The sequence below is a fragment of the Delftia deserti genome (assembly GCF_042653485.1).
Classification (GTDB): Bacteria; Pseudomonadota; Gammaproteobacteria; order Burkholderiales; family Burkholderiaceae_C; genus Comamonas; species Comamonas acidovorans.
Window position 1 is genome coordinate 5776432 of record NZ_JBHSIH010000001.1, and the last position, 22292, is coordinate 5798723.

The 22292-nt window shown below is 64.0% G+C and carries 33 protein-coding genes; 18 read left to right on the forward strand and 15 right to left on the reverse strand.

Features of this window, described 5'->3' with window-relative positions; translation table 11 throughout:
• Position 1: 1 nt before the first annotated feature.
• The 10 genes from ACFPFG_RS27295 to ACFPFG_RS27340 form a co-directional block, all read right to left on the reverse strand.
• Positions 2-979, reverse strand: a complete 978-nt coding sequence (locus ACFPFG_RS27295; RefSeq protein WP_380109032.1) for a recombination-associated protein RdgC — start codon at positions 977-979, stop codon at positions 2-4.
• A 6-nt stretch (positions 980-985) separates the two neighbouring features.
• Positions 986-1447 (reverse strand): hypothetical protein, encoded by a 462-nt coding sequence (locus ACFPFG_RS27300; RefSeq protein WP_183020503.1) that lies wholly within the window; start codon positions 1445-1447, stop codon positions 986-988.
• A 39-nt stretch (positions 1448-1486) separates the two neighbouring features.
• Positions 1487-1774, reverse strand: coding sequence for a hypothetical protein (locus tag ACFPFG_RS27305; protein WP_183020504.1), 288 nt, complete (start codon positions 1772-1774; stop codon positions 1487-1489).
• 5 nt (positions 1775-1779) lie between these two features.
• Entirely contained in the window at positions 1780-2076 is a 297-nt protein-coding gene (locus ACFPFG_RS27310; RefSeq protein ID WP_380109035.1) for a hypothetical protein, read from the reverse strand.
• A 105-nt stretch (positions 2077-2181) separates the two neighbouring features.
• The gene (locus tag ACFPFG_RS27315; RefSeq protein WP_380109037.1) at positions 2182-2496 is read right to left on the reverse strand and encodes a hypothetical protein; all 315 of its coding nucleotides are present in this window, start codon (positions 2494-2496) and stop codon (positions 2182-2184) included.
• Positions 2484-2681, reverse strand: coding sequence for a hypothetical protein (locus tag ACFPFG_RS27320; protein WP_380109039.1), 198 nt, complete (start codon positions 2679-2681; stop codon positions 2484-2486). The genes ACFPFG_RS27315 and ACFPFG_RS27320 overlap by 13 nt, the downstream gene beginning before the upstream one ends.
• A 258-nt stretch (positions 2682-2939) precedes the next feature.
• Positions 2940-3236 carry an excalibur calcium-binding domain-containing protein gene (locus tag ACFPFG_RS27325; protein WP_183020508.1) on the reverse strand — a complete coding sequence of 99 codons (297 nt, stop codon included), beginning with the start codon at positions 3234-3236 and terminating at the stop codon, positions 2940-2942.
• 292 nt (positions 3237-3528) lie between these two features.
• Positions 3529-3831 (reverse strand): hypothetical protein, encoded by a 303-nt coding sequence (locus ACFPFG_RS27330; protein WP_380109041.1) that lies wholly within the window; start codon positions 3829-3831, stop codon positions 3529-3531.
• Between the two features lie 5 nt (positions 3832-3836).
• Positions 3837-4214, reverse strand: coding sequence for a hypothetical protein (locus ACFPFG_RS27335; RefSeq protein ID WP_380109043.1), 378 nt, complete (start codon positions 4212-4214; stop codon positions 3837-3839).
• A gap of 226 nt (positions 4215-4440) precedes the next feature.
• Entirely contained in the window at positions 4441-5049 is a 609-nt protein-coding gene (locus ACFPFG_RS27340) for a VWA domain-containing protein (RefSeq protein ID WP_380109045.1), read from the reverse strand.
• A gap of 189 nt (positions 5050-5238) precedes the next feature.
• On the opposite strand from ACFPFG_RS27340, the gene ACFPFG_RS27345 reads away from it, so the two are divergent.
• Positions 5239-5553, forward strand: coding sequence for a hypothetical protein (locus ACFPFG_RS27345; protein WP_380109047.1), 315 nt, complete (start codon positions 5239-5241; stop codon positions 5551-5553).
• 569 nt (positions 5554-6122) lie between these two features.
• Here the strand turns inward: ACFPFG_RS27345 and ACFPFG_RS27350 are convergent.
• Together ACFPFG_RS27350 and ACFPFG_RS27355 are read right to left on the reverse strand one after the other, a co-directional pair.
• Entirely contained in the window at positions 6123-6422 is a 300-nt protein-coding gene (locus tag ACFPFG_RS27350) for a hypothetical protein (protein WP_310637567.1), read from the reverse strand.
• A 155-nt stretch (positions 6423-6577) separates the two neighbouring features.
• Positions 6578-7300 carry a S24 family peptidase gene (locus ACFPFG_RS27355; protein WP_051940901.1) on the reverse strand — a complete coding sequence of 241 codons (723 nt, stop codon included), beginning with the start codon at positions 7298-7300 and terminating at the stop codon, positions 6578-6580.
• A 75-nt stretch (positions 7301-7375) separates the two neighbouring features.
• On the opposite strand from ACFPFG_RS27355, the gene ACFPFG_RS27360 reads away from it, so the two are divergent.
• Positions 7376-7642 carry a transcriptional regulator gene (locus tag ACFPFG_RS27360; RefSeq protein WP_380109050.1) on the forward strand — a complete coding sequence of 89 codons (267 nt, stop codon included), beginning with the start codon at positions 7376-7378 and terminating at the stop codon, positions 7640-7642.
• A 113-nt stretch (positions 7643-7755) separates the two neighbouring features.
• Here ACFPFG_RS27360 and ACFPFG_RS27365 read toward each other — a convergent pair whose 3' ends face one another.
• Positions 7756-7974 carry a hypothetical protein gene (locus tag ACFPFG_RS27365; protein WP_212645707.1) on the reverse strand — a complete coding sequence of 73 codons (219 nt, stop codon included), beginning with the start codon at positions 7972-7974 and terminating at the stop codon, positions 7756-7758.
• Positions 7975-8077: 103 nt separating this feature from the next.
• Here ACFPFG_RS27365 and ACFPFG_RS27370 point away from each other — a divergent pair, with 103 nt between their 5' ends.
• The 11 genes from ACFPFG_RS27370 to ACFPFG_RS27420 are packed head-to-tail and all read left to right on the forward strand — an operon-like array spanning position 8078 to position 13687.
• On the forward strand, positions 8078-8503 hold the full coding sequence (locus tag ACFPFG_RS27370; protein WP_380109052.1) for a hypothetical protein: 426 nt from the start codon (positions 8078-8080) through the stop codon (positions 8501-8503).
• Positions 8500-9264: a phage antirepressor KilAC domain-containing protein gene (locus tag ACFPFG_RS27375; RefSeq protein ID WP_380109054.1), complete on the forward strand. Its 765-nt coding sequence runs from the start codon at positions 8500-8502 to the stop codon at positions 9262-9264. The genes ACFPFG_RS27370 and ACFPFG_RS27375 overlap by 4 nt, the downstream gene beginning before the upstream one ends.
• A complete protein-coding gene (locus ACFPFG_RS27380) occupies positions 9261-10094 on the forward strand; it encodes a helix-turn-helix domain-containing protein (RefSeq protein ID WP_380109056.1) in 834 nt (277 codons plus the stop codon). Before ACFPFG_RS27375 ends, ACFPFG_RS27380 begins: the two co-directional genes overlap by 4 nt.
• Positions 10094-10870 carry an ATP-binding protein gene (locus ACFPFG_RS27385; protein WP_380109058.1) on the forward strand — a complete coding sequence of 259 codons (777 nt, stop codon included), beginning with the start codon at positions 10094-10096 and terminating at the stop codon, positions 10868-10870. Before ACFPFG_RS27380 ends, ACFPFG_RS27385 begins: the two co-directional genes overlap by 1 nt.
• Complete coding sequence (locus ACFPFG_RS27390; RefSeq protein WP_380109060.1) at positions 10867-11373, forward strand: hypothetical protein; 507 nt, start codon at positions 10867-10869, stop codon at positions 11371-11373. Before ACFPFG_RS27385 ends, ACFPFG_RS27390 begins: the two co-directional genes overlap by 4 nt.
• Positions 11354-11581 (forward strand): hypothetical protein, encoded by a 228-nt coding sequence (locus tag ACFPFG_RS27395; protein ID WP_380109062.1) that lies wholly within the window; start codon positions 11354-11356, stop codon positions 11579-11581. The genes ACFPFG_RS27390 and ACFPFG_RS27395 overlap by 20 nt, the downstream gene beginning before the upstream one ends.
• Positions 11578-12042, forward strand: coding sequence for a hypothetical protein (locus ACFPFG_RS27400; protein WP_380109064.1), 465 nt, complete (start codon positions 11578-11580; stop codon positions 12040-12042). Before ACFPFG_RS27395 ends, ACFPFG_RS27400 begins: the two co-directional genes overlap by 4 nt.
• Complete coding sequence (locus ACFPFG_RS27405) at positions 12039-12359, forward strand: DUF4406 domain-containing protein (RefSeq protein WP_380109066.1); 321 nt, start codon at positions 12039-12041, stop codon at positions 12357-12359. The genes ACFPFG_RS27400 and ACFPFG_RS27405 overlap by 4 nt, the downstream gene beginning before the upstream one ends.
• Positions 12360-12387: 28 nt before the next feature.
• Positions 12388-12609: a hypothetical protein gene (locus tag ACFPFG_RS27410; protein WP_380109068.1), complete on the forward strand. Its 222-nt coding sequence runs from the start codon at positions 12388-12390 to the stop codon at positions 12607-12609.
• Positions 12606-13130 (forward strand): hypothetical protein, encoded by a 525-nt coding sequence (locus ACFPFG_RS27415; protein ID WP_380109070.1) that lies wholly within the window; start codon positions 12606-12608, stop codon positions 13128-13130. Before ACFPFG_RS27410 ends, ACFPFG_RS27415 begins: the two co-directional genes overlap by 4 nt.
• Entirely contained in the window at positions 13127-13687 is a 561-nt protein-coding gene (locus ACFPFG_RS27420) for a hypothetical protein (protein ID WP_380109072.1), read from the forward strand. The genes ACFPFG_RS27415 and ACFPFG_RS27420 overlap by 4 nt, the downstream gene beginning before the upstream one ends.
• Before the next feature lie 159 nt (positions 13688-13846).
• On the opposite strand, the gene ACFPFG_RS27425 is transcribed toward ACFPFG_RS27420, so the two are convergent.
• The gene (locus tag ACFPFG_RS27425; protein ID WP_380109074.1) at positions 13847-14173 is read right to left on the reverse strand and encodes an addiction module antidote protein; all 327 of its coding nucleotides are present in this window, start codon (positions 14171-14173) and stop codon (positions 13847-13849) included.
• 48 nt (positions 14174-14221) lie between these two features.
• Complete coding sequence (locus ACFPFG_RS27430) at positions 14222-14524, reverse strand: type II toxin-antitoxin system RelE/ParE family toxin (protein WP_380109076.1); 303 nt, start codon at positions 14522-14524, stop codon at positions 14222-14224.
• Between the two features lie 258 nt (positions 14525-14782).
• Between ACFPFG_RS27430 and ACFPFG_RS27435 the strand changes: the two genes are divergently transcribed.
• The 5 genes from ACFPFG_RS27435 (at position 14783) to ACFPFG_RS27455 (ending at position 22255) form a co-directional block, all read left to right on the forward strand.
• On the forward strand, positions 14783-15685 hold the full coding sequence (locus ACFPFG_RS27435; protein ID WP_380109078.1) for a terminase small subunit: 903 nt from the start codon (positions 14783-14785) through the stop codon (positions 15683-15685).
• Between the two features lie 4 nt (positions 15686-15689).
• On the forward strand, positions 15690-17300 hold the full coding sequence (locus ACFPFG_RS27440; RefSeq protein WP_380109080.1) for a terminase: 1611 nt from the start codon (positions 15690-15692) through the stop codon (positions 17298-17300).
• 9 nt (positions 17301-17309) lie between these two features.
• Complete coding sequence (locus ACFPFG_RS27445) at positions 17310-19571, forward strand: portal protein (RefSeq protein WP_380109082.1); 2262 nt, start codon at positions 17310-17312, stop codon at positions 19569-19571.
• Between the two features lie 220 nt (positions 19572-19791).
• The gene (locus ACFPFG_RS27450) at positions 19792-20892 is read left to right on the forward strand and encodes a hypothetical protein (RefSeq protein WP_380109084.1); all 1101 of its coding nucleotides are present in this window, start codon (positions 19792-19794) and stop codon (positions 20890-20892) included.
• Between the two features lie 70 nt (positions 20893-20962).
• Positions 20963-22255 (forward strand): phage capsid family protein, encoded by a 1293-nt coding sequence (locus tag ACFPFG_RS27455; RefSeq protein ID WP_380109086.1) that lies wholly within the window; start codon positions 20963-20965, stop codon positions 22253-22255.
• Positions 22256-22292 lie beyond the last annotated feature (37 nt).

Genomic DNA, 22292 nt, shown 5'->3' on the forward strand with positions numbered 1-22292 from the left:
GTCAGAGCGGCACATCGCCTGGTTTCAGATCTGGCGGGGCGCAGGCCGGCCCTGTCGTGGTCAGCGGGGCGGGCACGGCCTGGCCCATGGCAGTGCTACCCTCTCCACCCAGCGCCTCGATCAGATCGGGGATGAGCCTGGACAGCTCGCCCGTGGCAATCGCCACATCGGCATCGAAGCCGCCGTCGTCCTGCGACTGGCCTTCCATCGCGGCATCGAGCAGCGCGATCTTGCGGATCTGCAGACCCTCGGTCAGCACGAAGCTCACGCGGTCATCCCAGGTCAGCGCCAGGCGCGTGGGCAGCTTGCCGTGCTCGATATGCTGGCGCACCTCGTCGATGTCCAGCGGGTGGCGGCCATAGCGCACGACGGCCTTGCTTTCGTCCGCTGCCTTGAGCTCGCATTCGCGGTCGATCGAGAAGCCGGAGGGCGGCTCCTGCGTCGTCAGCCAGTGCGCCATCGCGGCCTGCGGGCTGGTCTGCGTGTCGACCAAGGCCAGCGCAAAGCCCGTCAGGCCCTCCACCAGCGAACTGACCACCTCGTCGGCGCGCGCCTGGCTGCCCGTGTCCAGCACCAGGGTGCGGGCCTGCGGGTCCAGCCAGACCCACATGGCGCCCTGCTTGGTGAAGGCCATGGGCAGCAGGTCCAGCTTGGCCTCGTCCTTGAGTTCCTTCTTTTCCTTCTTGCCCGGCTTGCGGCCTTCGGTGGCCTCGATGTGGGCAGCCTTTTCGTTGACGCGGCGGTTGAGCACGCTGGCCGGCAGCATCTTGGCCTCGGTCATGAAGCGCATCACCCACTGGTTGGCCACGGACTCGGCCAGCGGGCCATGGGGTTCGCCGCGCGGCGGCACCCAGCCGGCGCTGCGCTCCTGCGTGGCGCCGCACTCGGCAAACGGGCTCTTGCCCAGGGCGGCCTCGACAGCCTGCAGGTCAGGAGCCCAGGACTCGGCGATTCGGTAAATGATCAGATTTGTGAGCATGGTGTTTCAGGCCAGGGATTTGGGATGCTTGGGCAAGCAGCCCAGGCGGTTGGCTTCTGCATCGGTCCAGGCCGCGTGGCCCAGCAGCAGGGTGTGGGCCTGGGTGGCCAGGGCCAGGTTGGGCTGCACGCGCTTTGCCTGGGACACGAGCAGGTCCAGCAGCTTGGTATAGGCGCGGGTCTTGAGAATCCCCCAGCCGCCGAACTCGGGCGGCATGCGCTTCACCATTTCCTCGGCCTGGACCCCGATGCCCTTCACGGCTTCCCTGTGAACGAGCTTGGCCTCGTTGCGCAGCTGCGCCGCCTCGCCCGAAAGCGCTTTCGCGCGTGCCCTCAGGTTGTAGGCTTCGACGGCGCGCTTCTCGCCCTTTGCTTCGAGGCGCAGCGCGGCGGCCTCGGTGGCCTTGGCCTTGGCCTTGGCACGCATGATCATTTCTTGCGCGTAGAGATCTGCCGGTGTTTGCGACATGGGGCTTCTCCAAACGGTTGGCCAACGTGGGCCGGTGGGTTACAGGGCGCCGCCTTCGGTGTCGTCGGCCGGCAGGTGCTGGATGGCGGGCACAGGGATGGCTGGCGCGCGCGGCGCGGGCCCAGCCAGGAATTCCTCGCGCTTCTGGTAGAGCTGGTCGATCAGGGCGTCCGCCAGGCGTGGCAGGTCGCGGGCATTCATCAGCACCGCGCTTTGGACCTTCTCGATAGGCACGCCCAGGGCCGCCAGATTCGCCGCGTTGAGCTGCAGCCAGGGCGAGAACTTGGCGCAGATCTGCGTGAGGTTGAGCTTCTCGGGATTCGGCATTGCGATCAGTGGGCCTGTGCCTTGAGCTGGGACTCGCGCATCGCCTGGTAGCCGGCGAGCATCGGTTCGAGCTGCTGACGCAGATTCACCCCAGGCTCCAGGTTCGCGCCGACGCTGGCCAGGGCGCAGCCCATGGCATACAGGCCGCCGTACAGGGCAAACGTGTTGCCGTTGCGCTGGCCGTAGGCGCTCAGGATTTCGATGATCGGCTCAGCCACATGCGCCATGGCATGCGCGTGGTGGTTGGGCGTGACTTCGTTCTCGACGCGCACGCATTCGATAGGGTCTGTAGATTGGCTCACGAGCTGGTGCTCCAGGTCAGAAAAGGGGTGCTCCGGACATGGCGACCGCAGCGGCGATGCAGAAGGCCGAGACGGCCGACCAGAGGAAAAAGCCGAGGAGGTGGGTCATGGCAGCTCGCGCAGGCATTCCATGGATTGCGGGCCGGTCCATACGACTGCATGGCCGGGCGGGCACGCCTGGGTGGCGCTGTGCGCTCGCTGCACGTCCGCTGCGCTGGCCGCGGGCTCCTGGGCAGCACCAGCATCCGCGCAGGCGCTGAGCACCAGGACCGTGAGCAGGGCCGCGATCAGCAGCAGCAGCCAGCCGCCGGGCGTGGGCGCCGGGCCCGGCTCGGTCACCGGGCCAGGGCGCGAGGCCTCACGGAGGAAGCGCGCATCGGGGTCGGGATTGAAGGGTTCGGCGGGGATCACTCGTTGCATTTGGGCTCTCCTGAAACGACAAATCCGCCAGGTGGCGGATTCGGTGGGGTTGCTGCTTGCCGCTGCAGGCGCTGGGCCTCCTGCTCGGCGATGAGGCGTTCTTCTTCACGCCAGTCCGCATAGGTCTGCGGCTCATATGCGACGCGGCCGCGTTCGCCGCGCAGGCGGTTGAATCTGGATCTCATGGTGGATTCCAAAAAAGAGCCCGCCCCACATTGCTGCAGGGCGGGCCAAATGCCGCACAAGGCGACCCCACGAAACAAAAAGGCCCTGCAACTGGTGAAGCTGCAGGGCCTTGGTGGAAAGTGCCGATGCCTTGAAGGCGTGCCTGGGAATTAGAGAGGGAGGGAGGAGGAAACCCAGGCTCGGCGTAAAACTGTTGGACTCAGTATGGCCCGGACATGATCACGAAAACATGTACGGGAGGTAAAAGAACGTTGGCATCAGTTGCAGAGTTGATGCTCGCAAGGAATGCCATCGCCATCACCATCCATCTTGGTGTTGGGGCAGTTGCGCAGGAAGAACTTCGCCTCCTCACAGGAGGTCATCTGCGAGCAGTGCATGCGACCGTCGCAGGAATATTTGGGAGCACTTGAAGTGCTGCTGCCGACATCAATGTCGCGAGGGCGTGGCTCATTGAGAAGCAGATCCGGGGTCGGCCCACCAGTCTTGGCTTGATGCGACGTGTACGCCTTCCACGCCGCCGCCGCGAGCAGCACGTAAACGATGAGTCTCAGCATTGGATGCCCTCTCTTGTTGTGATCGATATGGCGGGCATCGTATCGCAGCCAGAAGTGAAGATGGCCGCCGTATTCGCCCCGGCTTTCCCTCAAACGGTTTGGCAAGACTCTCACTGCTTGCGGGTGGGCAACTACCCGTCACGATTGGCCATCAAGGGTGCTGGCTGGCCCCTGCAGATACCATCTGCAGCGTACTTTCGGGGCGGGCCACTCCAAGGCGCGTGCCCACCAGTCAGCACTCTTGATGGCCCCGGCACTTGGCCGGGACGTTTCGATCCCGCTGTCAATCCGCTCAATCGGGATTGGCAGCGTCGCGCGCCAGCTCCACCAACTCGCGCAGCAGCCCGGTCTGCTCGCGCATCTGCTTCAGCATCTCGGCGGAGTGGTACTCATCGCCGTATATCAGCCACCCTGGATCGACGGAGAGCGCGGTAGCTATATTGCGCGCACTGCACAACATAGAAGGTCGGCTCTCGTCGAACGCGAGTTGCGGAATTTGCTCGAGCGCACAACCGGCGATTTCGGACAGGTGGGTCAGGTCGCCCCCCTTCTCGATCCAGGCGCGGATCAGACGCGCCCCGACGGTGTTCGCCATCCCCATCACAGCGCCAGGCGCCGCTCCAGGTCCTGCAGGGCAGCGCAGTCATGGCGCAGCTGGGCGGCCAGGGCGTTGATCCGGCGCACCAGGGGCGTGGAGGATGCCGGCTCTGCCTGCTGCGCGCTGCCTTCGGCCGAGATTCCGGCCGCCGACAGCGCAGGCTCCAGGCGGGCCGTGATGCGCTTGATGGTGTTCTGCAGGTCCTGCATGCCTGCGTCGACCTGGCTGATGGCGGCTTCGACCTGGCTCTGCGGGGCCGGGGCGATCTGGACGCTTTCGCTGCGTGCCTTTTGCGCAGCCGCTTCGGCGACCCGCTGCAGGTCATAGGCATGGGGCACCGGGCCGGCGCCGATATGGGCGAGGGAGTTGGAATGGTTCACGGTGGTCTCTCCTGTGGTGGTGGCGGAAACAGAAAAGGCCTCCCTCATCGAGAAGCCTCTTTTGTTTGCCCCGATGACGCTCGGGGCGGGCGGTGGTACAGCTCTACTTGAGCCAGTCCTTCGCGGCCTTGAGCATTTCAGAGGGCCGCTTGTACCTGGCACCAGCCCAGAAGCCGGCGGCGAACATGCCAACGCAGAACGTCAGCAGGATGAGATCGACCATGGGTCAGCCGTCGATGGCGGCCAGCACCAGGTCGGCGGTGCTGGCGAAGGCTTCGGCTTCGGCCACGGTCTTGGCGTCCACGATGTCGAACTTGGCGCCCTTGAGGTTGTCGTCCAACTCGCGCAGGTAGTCGGTTGCGGCGCGGTCGTGGCCCACCTGCACGAACAGGATGGTCAGTTCGTCGTCGCTCTGCAGCTTGTTGGAGGCATCCACAATTACCTTCGCGGCGGCGGCCTTGTCATCGGGCTCGCCGTCCGTGAAGACGATCACGAAGTCCTTTTTGTCGGACTTGCCGGCCAGCTTGAGCGCGGCGGTCAGAGCCTCGGCCAGCGGGGTGGAGCTGCGGGGCGAGCGCGCCGCGAACACTTCGGTCAGCTTGCCTGCGTCCACGCCATCGAACGAATCGACGGCCTGGCCGTTGAACACCACCAGGCCGATGCCATCGCTGTCCAGCTTGGCCAGATCACGGGTGAACTGCTCTGCGGTTTCCTGCACGGCCTGCCAGCGAGTGCGGCCCTTCACGTCATCCGTGGTCATGGAGCCGCTGGCATCCACAACGACGATGAAATCGAACTCGGACAGCTTGGCCAGTTGCGCTTGGGTCTCGGACATGGTTTTCCTTTGAGAGCGGGGAGAAGGCGCCCCGAATCGCCATAAAAAAACGCAGCGCCCTGGTGACAAGACGCTGCGTTTTTTTCCCGGATCTGGTCCGGATCTGGTCCGGATTTGGTGTGAGTGGTGTCCGCCACTGCCACGGCTACGATGGTGGTTCTCAAGCAACCATCACCATGGAGGGCGGACGTGCAATCTTTCGCGGTTAACTTTCTCTATCTTTCTCCAGCTGTTCTTACCGATCCTGCGTGGGCGCACCTGGGCCGCTTCCTGCATCCTGGGAGCCGTGACAAAGAGAATCAGGCGTTGATCCTTGGGCGGCATCTCGATCTGAGCTGGCACCCCTACTTGTCTTTTCAGGCCATGGACTGGGAAAGCAAGGGAACGCGGAAAGTTCTGATTCGTCACGACATCGTTGCATCCATACTTGAAGTGACGAGCCATACCAACCAACTTGGGTTTGTGGACCTGTCGGCCGTCCGCGAACAATTAAAGGATCAGTGATCATCGGTTCCTCCGTAAAGGCAAGCCCAAGACCTCTCGGGAGAGAGCACTGCCTTGGGGTTGCCCCCGGATGTCGCTCCGGGTCGGCGGCCAACGTCTGGTAGATGGCGCGCGGCATCAACATGCCGCACCGTTTATTTGCTCCGTGGTGTCATCTCGCTGCGTTCGTCACCGGAATGCCAGGGCGGTGTTCCATCGTCGGCTCCAGATGCGCTGGCGCGCACCCTTCACAGCCTCCCGCCTACTCTCTACAGGGCGCCCCGCCCGCAGTTCCTTCCCTATGCCGTGTACCGTGCTTTGACGGACTGGCAACCGCGCGGAGACGCGGCACGCTGACCTGGCCCATGCCCAGGAGCGCCATTGCGCCGGACGAATGCCCCTCGGGTGGGGCAAGCAACATCGGCGTGCAACTTTTGAAAGACCGGGGCTTGCCCGGTCGATGCCGTGGTGCCCAACTTCCCGGCCGGTCCGCATGTGCGGTGGCTGGGTACGTTGAGGGTGATGATAAGGCGATGCCTAATTTCTTGCAATAGGCGTTGCCTTATTATTTTGGCGCACTGTTGGCGCGTTCAGTGCAGACGGACTTCGAAGTAGGCCTCCTCCACGGCTATCCCCTGGAGTCCAGCTTGTTGGGCCGACTCATAGGCCTTTTGCCAGGAAAGCGCCACCGCCTCGTTCGCCTTCCCGATTACGCCGCCCTCGGCCGCATCGTTGAAGAGCTTGTAGGCCCGGGTCATGGCCTCTTGGTTTGGGAAGCTTCGTTCAATCACCTTGGCGAAGCGGGCTTCAGCCTTGGCCTTGATGTCGTGCTCAATGCCGACGCAGTCTTGAAGGGTGACTCGGAGCGAGGTGAGGGCGGAAGTGGTCATGTGCATCCTTGGTGCTGGTTAAAAACACAGTTCAAGTATGCACGACAACTGTATGTGTGTACAGTAATTTGTTACATGGCGCGGACCTCGCCAGCCAGCGTCCATGAAAAAGCCCGCTCATGGCGGGCTCGGGTCTTGGGCTGAGGCGCAGGCATTCAATGCTTCATGGTCCACCACGCCAACACTTTGCCGGCAATGTTGATGCACTCAGATGCCTTGCGAAGATCAATTCGCTCTTCGTCGGGATAGTCCACGATGTTGTCGCTGCGAAGGACCAGTGTGCCGTCAGACAGTATTAGCGCTTTCTTTAACAAGAGGCGGTTGTAAACATCGATGACGTAAATACCCTGCGCGTCAATGGTCCGCTGCCCCATATCCACAAACACCAGGTCTTCATCTTGAATCGTTGGTTTCATGCTGTGGCCGTTGCCCGTCATGATTTTGATGCGCTCGGGGTTGACGGTCCCGATCTTCTTGCGAACCCAACTTTCCAAGACATCGAGATGCCGGACGATCTGCACGGCCTCGTCCATGTGCGAGCCAGGACCCATTGACGGCCGGACCGAGAGATGCTGCAGGCGTACGTACCCGGGCGGCGGGGTGTCATCGATGACCTGGATCACGTTTTCCCCTTGTTTGGACGTCTCGGCGGTAGTCCCTGGCGGGTAATCGGGCAGCCCCCAGTGCGCAGGCTGGACCACGTCTGCGAAGTAGCTCCAGAGCTTTGGGAGCTTGTCCTTGCTGATGGTCCCGCGATTCACCCAGTCTTGGATGGATGGAGGCCTCACCTCAAAGTGCTCGGCCACCTCCTTCTTGGAGACGCCCTTCAGTTCGATGGCTTCAGCGATGGCTTGGCCTAATTTTTCACCAGTAAGCATTGCCTAATGTTCCATGTGTGAGTGTGCGTAGGCAATGCCTATTGATCAAAATTAGGCAGAGCCTTATCATGGGGTATGACGTACTCACACCCCGGACTTGCGGTTCAGGCAGTTGTCGATCTTGTTGGCAGCCAGGCTGCCCTGGCTCGCGCGCTCCAGGTTTCCGCGCCCACTGTGAACCAGTGGATCAAGAGGCGCCGCCCGGTCCCTAAGGCGCTCAGCCCAAGGATCGAAGCGCTGTCCTGCGGCTCGGTCTCCCGCCGAGACCTGCGCCCCAACGACTGGCAGGACATCTGGCCCGAGCTTGCGCAGCCCACCGCCCAGGAGCAAGGCCATGCATAAGCCGTATCGCTGGGGCGACGTGCCCCCGCCAGCAGTGCGGCGCCTGAGCGACCGACGCAGGTACCGCGACTCCGAGTTTTTCGTGAACCTGAAGAAGCGGCGCCGGGACGCAGCTATCGCTGATTCGACTCTTCGCGAATGCGGGCCATCTGCTGAGCCTTTGCCTCGTCCTGAAGTCTGTCCACCCTCTGGATCCCATCCATGAGTGCGAGGTATGCGTCCTCGAAGGCGCTGGCCAGGATCTCCCGCGTGAAGTGGTGGTGTTCCGGCTCGAGCTTCGAAAGGATCGCGGCGGCGAGCGTCGCCGTTGGTCCGATGTGTTCCGTTTTCATGCCTGCCCTCCTGATGGCAATTGCTGGTGGTGTGACAGCTTTCAGCATAGCCCAGGGAGCGGTGGGCACCCTTTCCACGAACCGACCCCAGGAGTAGTCCCGCATGCGTGACACCCATGAAAAGCTGAGCCGGGCTGAAGCGGCTGCCTTCCGGGCGATCCAGACAGCTCTTGCCGACCTCGACGCTGAGCAGGCCGAGCGCGTGCTGGCGCGTGTCCAGGACCAACTGGATGAAGACGCTGGCGCGCCCATGTTCGCGCGCGGCGTTGCCGGCCCCCTGGGCAAGCTGGACATCCCGCTGCGCACCAAGGTTGATGAGGCCACGGCCGACCTGTTCCTGCGCCACTGCGGGCAGCAGGCCACGGACACCTCGATGGTGCTGCGCGACTGCGTGTACGCCCTGGTCTACGGCAAGACCTATCGGCAGATGGTGGTTGAAAAAGTGAACCATGACGCGCAGCGTACCGAGGCGCTGGCCAAGCTCATAGGGCCTTTTGGTAGCCCCGAATTCGGAGGGCCTGCCCGATGAACGCGATCACTGCAATTTCTGCCGCCGTGCTGACCATGACCAGCATCGAGCTGGTGGATTTCATCAACGATGAGCGCAAGGCGAAGGCTGAAGCAGCGGGTGAGCCTTTCCCGTCCAAGGGCTTCGCGAAGCTGGAGCACAAGGACTTCCTGGAAAAGGTGCCCTACGTTCTGCCCCAGACATCGGCGGAATTTTCCGCTGATCTCCCCGATAGCTATGGTCGTCCACGTCGAGGGTATCGCTTCCCCAAGCGGGAGGCCTGCCTGATGGCAATGAGCTATAGCTATGAGACGCAGGCCAAGGTTTTCGACCGCATGACCGCTTTGGAAGCGCAGGCGGCCGCGACAGCCGTTCCTCAGACCATGGCCCAGGCGCTTCGCCTTGCTGCTGAGCAGGCCGAGCAACTGGAGCAGCAGCAGGCCGCCCTGGCCCTGGCCGCGCCCAAGGCCGAGTATGTGGACCGCTACGTGGCCGCCAACGGGGCAAAGGGCTTCCGTCAGGTGGCCAAGCTGCTGGGCGCGAACGAGCACGAGTTCCGCGCGTGGCTGCAGGACGAAAAGATCATGTACCGACTGGGCGGCGAATGGACTGCGCACCAGTGCCATATCGAAGCTGGCCGCTTTGTCGTGAAGACGGGCGTGGCCCATGTCAACGATCACGCCTTCAACGCCACGAAGTTCACCCCCAAGGGCGTGAATTGGGTGGCCGGCCTGTGGGGCCAGCACCAAGCCCGCCTGGCGCAGGAGGGTGCGCAGCAATGAGTTCCGATTACACGACCCTCGCATGGCGTACGGAACTGCAGTCAGGCCCGCGCCTGGTGTTTCTGGCCCTGTGCGACAACGCCAACGACGCAGGCAACTGCTTCCCATCCATCCAGACCTTGGCAGACAAGTGCGGGCTGTCGGTCCGCGCCGTGCGTGGCCATGTGGCTGCGATGGAAGAGCAGGGGCTGGTTCAGCGCCTTCAGCGCACTGGCTGGAGTTCCGAGTACCAGATCAATCTGAGGGTCCTGCGCACGGCGGTCTACGAGTGCTTGTCCAAGCGCCCGCGCCTGACCGAATACGACCAGATGATCATGCGCTCCTGCGCACCTGAAACCCCGGCAGATTCTGCACCCCGGCAGGATTTGCCGCCCCCTCAAACCCCGGCAGATTCTGCCGGGGACCCCGGCAATATCTGCAACACCCCCCGGCAGGATTTGCCGGGGACCCCGGCAAATCCTGCCGCCATAACCTACAAAGAACCTACAAAGAATAAACAAGGAAAAGGGAAAGGCGCGCGCACGGCTGCGAACGCCATCACTCGGCCTGATGGTGTGACCGAGCAGACCTGGTCCGATTGGCTGACGCTGCGAAACGGCAAGAACGCGCCGGTGTCGGAAACGGTCCTGCGCATGGCGGTCAACGAGGCGGACAAGGCCCAGCTGTCGCTGGAGGACTTCCTGCAGATCTGGTGCTTTCGCGGCACGCAGGGCCTGCAGGCCGATTGGCTCAAGCCTTCGGACTTTGCTGGCCGGACCGTGAAGGGCGCGAAGACGCCGCCCCCCGACAACTTCGGCGGCGTGGACTACGGCCAGGCGAGGAAGATCTGATGGACCGCCTCGCATCCCGAATCCACCGCCCGCCGCTGACGCGCGAGAGCACCTGCCCCACGCACGGCCTGTTCCTGAGCAGCTGCCATCTTGGCGACATCTGGACGAAGTGCAACCTGTGCGCCGAGGAGGCCAAGGCCAAAGAGCTGGCCCAGGCCCAGGACGAGCAGAAGCGCCAGGCGCGCGAAGAGTGGGAGAAGCGCCTGGGCACGGCCGCCATTCCCGAGCGCTTCCAGAGCTGCCGCCTGCGGACCTACATCGCGGAAACCCCGGAGCAGCAGGCCGCGCTGCAGTTCGCCAAGGACTACGCGGCCCGCTTCGATGACGTGCAGCGCAAGGGCAGCGGCGCCATCTTCGTTGGCAACGTCGGCACGGGGAAGACGCACCTTGCCATCGGCATCGGCATGCAGGTCATGCACACGCATGGCGCATCGGTGCTCTTCACGACCGTGGCGCGCGCTGTCCGCCGCATCAAGGACACCTGGTCCAAGCGTAGCGGCGAGTCCGAGGGCGAGGCCATCGCCGCAATGGTGTTCCCGGATCTGCTGATCCTGGATGAGGTGGGCGTGCAGTTCGGCAGCGACTTCGAGAAGAACCTGCTGTTCGACGTGCTCAACGAGCGCTACGAACGTCGCAGGCCCACGCTGTTCCTGTCGAACCTGCCCATCGGCGAAGTGGCCGCCTTCCTTGGAGAGCGTGTCATGGACCGCCTGCGCGAAGACGGGGGCGACGTGCTGCCGTTCCAGTGGGAAAGCTATCGCGGGAGGTGCGCATGACCGCCATCCATCCGGCCGCGACCCGCGCCTACCTGTCGTTGCCCTACGCCTACACGCTCGCACAGGAGTTGTCGGCCAGCGAACGGCAGCCGCTGCACCAGCGCAAGCGCGAACCCCTGGCTGCTGCAGTCCTGGCCGCCGTGCATGCCGTGGGCTACGGCGCTCCCACGGTGCAGCACTGGCGCGACCTGGCCGACGCCGCGAACCTGTCCGAAACGCTGCTGGGCATGGGCGTCTTCACCGAGCCCGAGGCCCAGAGCCTGTTTGCCGATGCCGTCGCGGCAGTCGTGGACCTTGGCCGCAAGCACGGCCACGGACAGGAGATGCGGCTCAACGCTGTGCAACTGGGCCACCTGGTCGAGTTCGGCGATGCCTACGGCCAGGTGCTGGAGGTGATCCCGGCCCGCACCTTCATCCGCGCGCACCGCGCCACCGAACGCCGTCTGCGCGAGCTGCTGGTCAACAGCCACGGCAGCGACTCCCATGAATTCATCGTCGTCTGAACACCAATGGCAGCAACAACCAAACAATCTCAGCGCGGCAGCCGTGGCGCACCTCGTCAAGCTGGCCCAGCAACCCGGGTGGTGGGGCTACGTCAAGGCCAGGGCCAGGGAGCTGGACAGGGACGAGTCCCGGCTGTACGTGGACATCGAGCAGCAGGTGGTGCAGCAGCTGCAGGCGCTCGCCTGGCGCCCGCCGCCCCGCGCGTGACGGTGCCGGCTGGGCATCAGGGTCCGATCACGGTGCTGGGCATTGACCCTGGCACCCACACCGGCCTGGCCTGGTTCGATGACGGCGCCCTGCGGGCGCTGGAGGAGATCGCTCCCGAGGACATGGTGTTTCGACTGCTGGAGGAAAAGCCCGCCCTGGTGATCTTCGAGGACAGCCGCAAGGGTGGCTCATGGACCGCACGCGGCAGCCAGGCCAAGCGCGCCAAGATGGACCGCAACGTGGGTGAGGTCGATGCGTGGTGCAAGCAGATCGAGGCGGCCTGCAAGCGTCAGGGCATCGCCTGCTTCGGCATGGCGCCCAGCGCGAAGGCCGGCCGCGCCCACGGCGCCAAGATCGACGCCGCGACCTTCAACCGCCTGACCGGCTGGGCCGGCCGCAGCAATCAGCACCAGCGTGACGCTGCAATGATCGCGTGGTCCTTCCGGAGGGCCCGGCCATGAAGCGCATCTACATCGCTGGCCCGATGACAGGCCTGCCCGAGTTCAACTACCCGGCCTTCAACCGCGCGGCCGCCGTGCTGCGCGCCCAGGGCCACTACGTCGAGAACCCTGCCGAGAACCCCGCGCCAGCGTGCGGCAGCTGGGCCGGCTACATGCGCCTGGCGCTGCCGCAGCTGTGCACCTGCGACGCGGTCTACATGCTGCCCGGCTGGCGCGGCTCCAAGGGCGCGCGCGTGGAGCACGGCCTGGCCCTGGATCTGGGCATGGAGGTGCGGGACTTCGATGTCAGCGCAGGGGAGGGCGGTGTCCATGCGTGATTTCCGTCCAGACCTACCCCGGCGCGCCATGCGTGGCCCAGTGCGCGCTACGCCCCAGCACCCGCCCCTGTGGCGCGGTGCCACGACGCGCGAGCGCATTGATGGCCCCGATGCCCTGGGGCGCTACCGCTTCTCCGTCTGGTCGGAAAACCGCTGCTGCCGCATGGAGCAGTACGGCCCCACGCGCGTGTGCGTCATGGGCGATCACGGCTTCCTCGTGGATGTGGGGCTGGAGGGTGACATCCGATGATCCAGAACGGGAGCACCTGGCCCAGCCGCGGCTTCGGCCGCCGGCCGGCCGTCGCACCCGCGCAAGACCGAGAGGAGCGCCTGGCGCAGCGCGCGGCCCGGGCCATGGACAGTGCCCGCGCCACGGCCGGCATGGCGTGCACCAGCATCGTGGTGATGGGCGCCGCCAGTACAGGCTTGGTCCTGCCAAAGGCCGAGATCCTCGAATGCGAAGCCTACCGCCGAGCCGTCGCCGCGCTGCCGTGCATCTGGTGCGGCATCTGCGATTTCTCTCAGCACGCCCACCTCAACCTCGGCAAGGGCTTCGCGCTCAAGACCGACGACCGCACCGGCTTCCCGCTGTGCTGCACACGGCCGGGCATCGAGGGATGTCACTGCCGATATGACAACTACCGCCTGGTCGAAGGCGGCAGGGAAGGGCACCGCGCCTACGGCCTCGAATGGGGCCGCATCACCCGCCACACGATTCTCGAATCCGGCCAATGGCCACAACGCCTGCCCCTCTGGAGTGAAACCGCATGAACCAAGCCACCACCAGCACCATCCACAAGACAGCCGGCGGCAATCCGGACACTGGCGCGGTCGAGGCCGTGCCCACGCTGACGCAGGTCTATGAGGCGATCCGCCAGTTGCATGAGGCCGGCGAGGAGCCCACGCGCGACCGCATCCACAAGATGACGGGACTGAACCTCACCACCGTGGACGACCGCATCAAAGTGCTGCGCGGCGAGGGGATGATTGCGGCCGTGAAGCAGTGCTATCGACCTGTGCACCAGCACGGGCCGGCGCGGGATGTGGTCATCGTGCACCTCAACGATGGCCGGACCCTTGTCGAGATTGGGGAGCATGTGCTGCACTTGGTCCGGCCAGAGGCGGCGCGGTTGGGGCAGGGACTTGCCGGCGTGGCTCTGGAGCACACTGCGCTGGGGAGAATCCAGGAACTGCAGGACAAGCTTATGGATGAGGTTTCCAAGCGCATGGCCCTGGAGCGCAAGGTGAGGGCACTGGAAGCAAATCGGAAGATTGACGAAAGGCAGGGTGATTTACTTGTGGCGCTGGATGAGCCTCAGACCGTATAGAGGCGAATGGAAGCGACGTCATGAATGATGGCCGCTCCCTGTGTAAAAAAAAAGCGCCTGAAGCAGGGAGCAAGTCTGCTGGCACTTGATTTTTGGTGTACTAGTGCATACGATGCACTTTGGTCGATGGCAATGGTAAGAAATATTCATGCGAATATATTACGCTATTTCTTTTTCAAGATCGGCCGGTATAACTGAAAGCTTCAGTCCAAGTATTTTAATTAAATGTGCGACCGTATGGAAGCTAGGGTTTCCATCGCTGCGCAGGGCCTTATAGAGGCCTTCTCTACTAACGCCAACTTCTCTAGAGGCGTGGCTCATTTTTCGTTGTGCCTTCAGAACGTCTCCAATCGCACTCAGAAGTAGTGCGTTATCGTCGTCCTCAAGAAATTCCTGAAGGTATGCCGCGCACTCCTCTGGAGAATTGAGGAACTCCGAAGCGTCAAACTTACGAAGCTCGCTCCCTTTCTCTGCTTGGGATTGCATTTTCACTCCTTGAGATCAAGCCGAACAACGGGCCGAGGCCCGCTATTCTTATTGAATCGTTTTTGCATATTCAATTGCAGTATCTATATCAGACTGTTGCTGATCCTTTGTTCCTGCACCGAGTATTATTACTACTGTATTTCCGATGGACTTGCAATAAATGCGATATCCCGGACCGAAATGGATGCGTAGTTCAGTAACTCCGCCTCCGACAGGGGATGCGTCCCCCCAATTTCCGCGCTCTAACCTCTTCAATCGAGCAATAATTTTTGCTCGTCCGAGGGGGTCTTTTAGTTTGCGGATGTAGTCGTCAAAATTTGGGGTTGTTTTTAATTCAAGGTTCGTGTCCATAAGTTGATAAGTTGAAAATTAAGTATTTGATGTAAACGATGTACGACATCTGTCTCTCCTGTGGTTGGTAAGGTGTGGTGTGAACCACGGTTGACACTATAGCCCGGAGCCACGATCTTTGCAAGGGTCCTAGCCTGAGATCGCCCCGGCTAGGGTTCGACGGCCCTAGGCCATGCCGGAACACTTCCGGCCATGGCCCAACGTCCTGCCGGCAAGTCCGAGCCTCCAAAGAAACCAGTCCCCAAGAAGCCTGCAGCCGTGAAGAAGGCCGCAGGCTCTGCCGTGCCTGCGAAGCGCCCAGCGGTCAAGAAGCCTCCGAGCGCCACCACGAAACCGGCATTGAAGAAGGCTCCGGCCAAAAGGGCAGCCGTCAAGCGCACGGACGCGCAAGCGCTGACCGCGAGGGAATCGAAGTTCATCGATGAATTCCTGGTTGACCTGAATGGAACGAAGGCGGCGATCCGGGCCGGCTACAGCGCCAAGACTGCCCGGCAGATCGCCTCGGAGAACCTGTCAAAACCTCACATCCAGGCCGCCATTGCTGAAGCCCGCAGGCAGCAGCAGGAGCGCACGCAGATCACTGCCGATGCCATGCTCCAGCAGGCTTGGCTGATAGCCACAGCCGATGCGCGTGAGCTGATCGAGACCAAGGTCGCATGCTGCCGCCATTGCTGGGGCGAGAACTTCCGCTACCAGCGCACTGTCAGCGAAATGAACCATGCGCGCGAGTCATGGCGCGCGGAAGGCAAGGCGCCCGAGGACTTCGATGAAGAAGGCGGCATCGGGTTCAACCCCCACCGGCCGCCGCACCCGGACTGCACTGCATGCGTTGGGGATGGATATGCACGCGAGGTCATCAAGGACACCCGCTACCTGAGCCCAGCCGCTGCCCAGCTGTATGCCGGCGTGAAGCGCACGAAGGAAGGCCTGCAGGTCCTGACGCACAGCAAGGAGGCCTTCGCAGAAAAAATCTGGAAGTACCTGGGCATGTACGAGAGGGACAACCAGCAGAAGTCAGACCCGCTGGCCGCGCTGCTGCATCGCATCTCCAAGGAGAACGGCAACGGCTTCGCGCCCATTGCAGATGACCCGGAGCGCACAGGCCCCCGCGCGGGCTCCACGCTGCAGGTGAAGCAAGACCCGACGGACGAGGAGGATTGAGGCTGTGGCCGCGCGCGTCCACAGTGCTCCCCTGAACCGGCTCCCCGACACGCCCGAGGAGCTGGAGCGGTGCTTGCGTGATCCCGAATGGCGCCTGTTCTCCGGCTGCCTGTACAAGATCATGGTCAAGGGCGATTCCAAGAATGGGGAAGAGGCTGACACCTTCACCATGCCCTTCCGGCCCAATCGCGCGCAGAAGCGTTTCATTAGCCGGCTCTGGCACCGCAACATCATTCTGAAGGCGCGGCAGCTGGGCTTCACCACCCTGATCGCCATCCTGTGGCTAGACCATGCGCTGTTCAATGCGGACCAGCGCTGCGGCATCATCGCGCACGACCGCGAGGCGGCCGAGGCCATCTTCCGGGACAAGGTGAAGTACGCCTACGAGAACCTGCCCGAGGAGATCCGCGACCGCTTCCCCCTGGCGCGCGACAGCGCTGTGGAACTGCTTTTCGCCCACAACAACAGCAGCGTGCGCGTGGCAACGTCGATGCGCTCGGGCACCATCCACCGGCTGCACGTCTCCGAGCTGGGCAAGATCTCGGCGCGCTTCCCGCACAAGGCCAAGGAGGTGATGACCGGCTCTATCCCAGCCGTGCCCACCACGGGCATTCTGGTGATCGAGAGCACGGCCGAGGGCGCCAATGGCGAGTTCTATCACCTGTCCCAGCGGGCAGAGGCCCTGCACTACACGCACAAGAAGCTGAGCCCGCGCGACTACCGCTTCCACTTCTACGCATGGTGGCAGGAGCCCAACTACCGCATGGACTCGGGCCTGGTCCATGTGACGCGCGAGCAGCACGACTATTTCGACCAGGTCGAGGTCGAGATGCAGTGCACCATCGATCTGGAGCAGCGGGCCTGGTATGTGGCCACCCAGGAAGCGGACTTCCCCGGCGCGCCTGAGCGAATGTGGCAGGAGTACCCCTCCACGCCGGCCGAGGCATTCCAGCAGTCGAGCGCGGGCCGGTACTACGCCAAGGCCATGGTTGCGCTCACGAAGCGCGGCGGCATCACTTCGGTGCCAGAGCTGGATCTGCCCGTCTACACCTTCTGGGACATCGGGCGCGCGGACGGGACGGCCATCTGGTTCATGCAGTCCCTGCGCGGCGAGGACCGCTTCATCAACTACTACGAGGAGCACGAGGAAGACCTGCGGCACTACGTACGCCATCTGCAGGGCCTCGGCTACGTGTTCGGCGCGCACTTCCTGCCGCACGATGCGAATCACAAGCGCCAGAGCGACACCAACCGGTCCACGAAGCAGCATTTGCAAGCGCTGATGCCTGGCCAGCGCTTTCTGGTGGTTCCAAAGATCACGCAGCTCCAAACCGGCATCTCTGCTGTGCGCAAGCACCTGCGCGGCGCCTGGTTCGACAAGGAGGCCTGTGCCTTCGGACTGGAGCGCCTGCGCGGCTACAGCAAGAAATTCAGCCGGGCGCTGAACAAGTTCATCGATGAGCCCGACAAGTCCAACGGCTGCACGGAAGGCGCGGACGCGCTTCGGCAGTGGGCCCAGGCCAAGGAGAGCGGGCTGTTCAACCCTAATGACGATGGGTACAGCGCGCGCGCTGAGCCCGAAGAGGAAGAGGATGCGCCGGACTGGCGCGCGTGAGGCACTGCCATGAACTATGCAAAACCCCCAAGCACTGCAGACCTGGGCGCGGCCCTGACGCCGCACGAATATGCCCGCATCATCGATGACATCCTGGAGCAGCCACCGTGGCGCCGCCAGGCCGACATGGAAGCCGACTATGCCGACGGCAACCAACTGGGCAGCGAACTGCTCGCGCGCATGAAGCGCTTCGGCATCCCGCCGGCCAAGGAGAACATCATCGGCCCGGCGATTGCGGCCGTGTGCGGCTACGAGGCCAAGACGCGGACGGACTGGCGCGTGACGCCGGACGGAGATCCGGGCGGCCAGGACGTGGCTGATGCGCTCAACTTCCGGCTGAACCAAGCCGAACGCCACAGCCGTGCAGATCGCGCGATCAGCGATGCCTTCAAGCCGCAGGTGAGCGTGGGCCTGGGCTGGGTAGAGGTCGCGCGGGCCAGCGATCCCTTCGCCTACCCCTACCGTTGCCGGTATGTGCACCGCAATGAAATCTGGTGGGACATCCGGGCGCAGGAGGCTGACCTGTCCGACGCCCACTGGCTGCTCCGGGAGCGATTCATCCGCAAGGACCGGGTCGCGGCTGCATTCCCCAAGCATCGGGACCTGATCATGCGCGCGGACTCCGCATCCGGCCCAGGCGGATACGGTGGCTATCTGGGAGAGGGCGGCTATTCCACTGGCCTGGTGCCGGGCCTGGATGTTTCCCGGGCCTGGACTCCGCGCGAGCATGCCTGGTACCGCTCGGAGACCGACGAGCTCAGCCTGTGCGAACTCTGGTATCGGCGCTGGGTGTCGGCGCTGGTGCTGCGCCTGCGCGGCGGCCGTGTGGTCGAGTTCGATGAATCCAACCAGCAGCACCGTCTGGCCGTGGCCTCGGGCGCGGGCACGCTGTCGCGCGAAACGGTCACGCGGCTGCGTCGGTCCTACTGGATTGGGCCGATCTGCCTGCACGACGGCCCCACGCCATACCCGCACCAGCATTTCCCGTATGTGCCCTTCTGGGGCTACCGCGAAGACCAGACCGGCATGCCGTTCGGCCTGGTGCGCGACATGCTGTTCCCGCAGGACAACCTGAACAGCACCATGGCAAAGCTGCGCTGGGGCATGGCATCGACGCGGGTGCGGCGCACCAAGGGCGCAACGGAAATGACCAGCGCGCAGATCCGCCAGCAGCTGGCGCGCCCAGACGCCGACATCGTGCTGGACGCCGAGCACATGAAGGAGGGTGGTATTTTCGAGGTGGCCCGCGATTTCCAGCTCAACGCACAGCACCTGCAGCTGATGGAAGACAGCCGGCGCGCGCTGGGCCGGGTCAGCCCCGTCACGCCGGCCATGCAGGGCCAGGCCGGCACCGCTCGCAGCGGCCTGCAGGAAACCACCCAGGTGGAGCAGTCCCAGATCGGCATGGCCGACATGATGGACAACACCAAGGATGGGCGCACGATGGTCGGCGAATTGCTGATGTCGCTGATCATCGAGGACATGGGCGACGAGGAGCAGACCATCGTGATCGAGGGCGACGTGCTCAACCCGCCGCGCACCGTGGTGCTGAACAAGGCCGAAGAGGACCCCGACACAGGCCTGGCCTATCGGTCCAATGACGTGTTGCGCACGCGCATGAAGGTCGCTCTGGAGGACGTGCCGAGCACCAGCAGTTTCCGGGGCCAGCAGCTCAGCTCACTGTCCGAGGCCGTGAAGTCCTTGCCGGAGCATATCCAGGTGGTCGCGCTGCCATTCCTGATCGACCTGATGGATCTGCCGCGCAAGAAGCAGGTGGTGGAGGCCATCCGTGCGGCGACCGGCCAGCAGACGCCGGAGCAGATCGAGCAGCGTGTGCAGCAGGAGGTGCAGGCCGCGCTGCTCAAGGCCGGCCACGAGCTGAAGGCGCGCGAGCTGGAAATGAAGGAGCGCCTGACGGATGCCCAGATCAAGAAGGTGATGGCTGACGCTGTGCAGGTGGGCGTGCAGGCTGCCTTCTCGGCGATGCAGGGCGGGGCCCAGGTCGCCACCAACCCGGCCATCGCGCCCATCGCCGATGCCATCATGCAGGGCGCGGGCTACCAGAAGCCCAATCCGGGTGGCGACGATCCAGACTTCCCGGTGCCTGGCGTGGCTGTCGGTGGACCCACTCCACAGTCGGGCGGGCCGGGCGCGGCGGGCGACATCGCCCAGGTGCGCGAGAACACCAGCCCAGCATTCCCACCCATCCCGCAGGAGCCGTCGCGCGGCATGCAGGGGATCGAAACCGCCACCCCAGCCGACAACCTGTAGCGATTCACTCCGTCCAGAGTTGGCTGCGGCGCGGGCGGCGCCCGACACTGTGTTCCACGTTGAAGGCGAAAGCCAGAGACGAGAAGCCTGCCCGTGATGGGTCGGCACCTCCCGCAGCTGGAGAGCGTGATGGTCGGGGCTTCGGCCCCGGCCTGATCCTCGAATCTGCGTGCCCCTTCAAACAGGCCCGGCCGGATAGCCGGGGATGTGGAGCACCTACATGCCGATGTCACCTGAGCAACTGCTCGAATCCGCCTTTGCAGGACAACTGGATCTGGACGCGGACGCGGCCCAGACCGCAGAAGCCAGTAACGCCGCGAGCACTGCCACTCCCGCAACCGTCACCCCTGGCGCTGAGCAAACTGCTGCAGCGCCTTCTCCCGCTCCTGCCGCTGCACCCGCTGTTGCAGCAACCCCGGCTCCTGCACCTGCTGCAGGCGCGGTGCCCGCTCAGGATGACGAGCCGGCCGGCGCGCCCATTGCCAGCAAGTCGGGCAGCTACACGATCCCCTTTGAAAAGCTGGCCCAGGCCCGTACCGAGCGTGACCAGTTCAAGGCGCGCGGCGATTCGCTGGAGAGCGAGAACGCCACCTTGAAGGCTCAGATCGACCAGTTGACCCGCAGCCAGCAAAGCAACCTCGCTCAGGCCCAGGCGGATGCCGCGGCCCGCGAGCAAGCTGGCGCGGCGCCAACCTCGGCCGACAAGAACCTGGCCATTGCCCAGGCAGCTGCCACCCAAGGCGTGGACATGGCCCTGTTCGGCGACTTCTCGGAGGAGGGGATCGCCAAGGGCGTGGCTGCGCTGGTGGACCAGCGTGCTGCAGCACTGGTGGACGCACGACTGGCGCAGGCCATGCAGCCCCTGCAGCAGCGTGAACAGGTCAGCGCCCAGCAGGCGCACGACAACGCGATCTATGCAGCGCATGCCGACGCGGACGAAATTGCCGACTCTGCCGAGTTCAAGCAGTGGGTGGATGCCCAGCCTGCTTTCACGCGCGCGGCCGTGGCCAACGTCCTGCAGAACGGTTCCGCTGCCGAGATCGTGGAAGTCTTCAGCACCTTCAAGGGTGCCCGGTCCGCAACTGCTCCCGCTGCCAGCCCGGCCGCTCCTGCCAATGCCGTGGACGCGGCCGTGGCAAAGGCGAAAGCTGATGCCGAGCAGGCCGTGCCGGTGAGTCTTTCCGAACTGACGGGCGCGGCTGCTGGTGCCAGCGAAGCGGAGCGCGCGCAGGCACTGGCCAACAACCCCGCGGCGCTGCTCAACGTGATGAGCGGTATGTCGCCGGCAAAGATCGATGCCTTGATGAACAGCTTGGCGTGAACCGCTGATTATTTTTTGAAACCCGGGCCACCTCGTGATGAGGCAGCCCTCTCCCCAAGACGGAGGACATATGTCCGGAAAAACCAATGTGGCAACCGGTTCGCCGAATGCCCAATTCGTCCAGGCTGCCGGGCTGTTCGCTCAGTCCATGCAGCGCAATTCGACGCTGAACCGTATGGTGGGCACCGTCCCCCAGGGCGAGGCGCACGTCAGCGCCGTGCTGAGCAAGCAGACCGCCACCGACATGCCCATCGTGCGCACGGTGGACCTGACGCGCGGCCACGGCTCCGAGGTGGAGTTCCATTTCGTGCAGCCCACCAACGCCTATCCCATCATGGGCAACCGCATGGCCGAAGGTAAGGGCACGGGCATCGAGCTGGACAACGGCCGCGTGCGCGTGAACCAAGTTCGCTTCCCGGTGGACCTGGGAAACACGATGACCGATATGAATTCCCCCGTGGAATTCCGTCGCATCGGCCGGCCCATCGCGCTGTCGCTGATGAACAGCTACCAAGACCAGCTGATGCTGACCCACCTGGCGGGCGCGCGCGGCTTTCAGGACGGCATGGAGTGGCGTCTGCCGACCAGCGCCCATCCGGACTTCGCGGAGTTCGCCATCAACGAAGTGAAGGCACCCACGCGCAACCGCCACTACATCGCCGATGGCGACTCCATCAAGACTGTGTCGGTGAACGCTGGAGAGCTGGACATTGCCTCCACTGACGTGCTCGGCATGGACGTGGTGGACAGCATCCGCACGGTGATGGAGTCCATCGCGCTGCCGCCGCCCGCCATCAAGATCCCCGAGGACAAGGTGGCCGAGGATTCGCCGCTGCGTGTTCTGCTGGTTTCGCCCGCGCAGTACCACGCATTCGCCCAGGACCCTGGCTTCCGCCAGTTCCAGGCGAACGCCCTTGCGCGCGCGTCCAAGGCCAACAACCACCCCCTGTTCCTGGGTGAAGTGGGCCTGTGGAACGGCATCTTGATCTGCAAGATGCCCAAGCCCATCCGCTTCTATGCTGGTGACACTGTTCGCTACTGCGCCTCCTACGAGACCGAGACGGAAAGCACCTGCGCCGTCCCCGCCTCGTTCGGCACCACCCATGCGGTGGACCGCGCGATCCTGCTGGGCGGCCAGTCGCTGGCCCAGGCCTTCGGCAAGTCCAAGCACGGCGGCATGCCGTTCTTCTGGAGCGAGAAGGACTTCGACCACGGCGACAAGATGGAACTGCTGATCGGCGCCATCATGGGCGTTTTCAAGATCCGCTGGTTGGTGTCGCAGGGCAACGGCAAGAAGCACTACACCGATCACGGCGTCACGGCCATCGACACAGCCGTGCGCATCATCGGCGAGCGCAACTGACGCGCCCCAGGGCGGGCGGTCTGCTGATCGCCTGTCC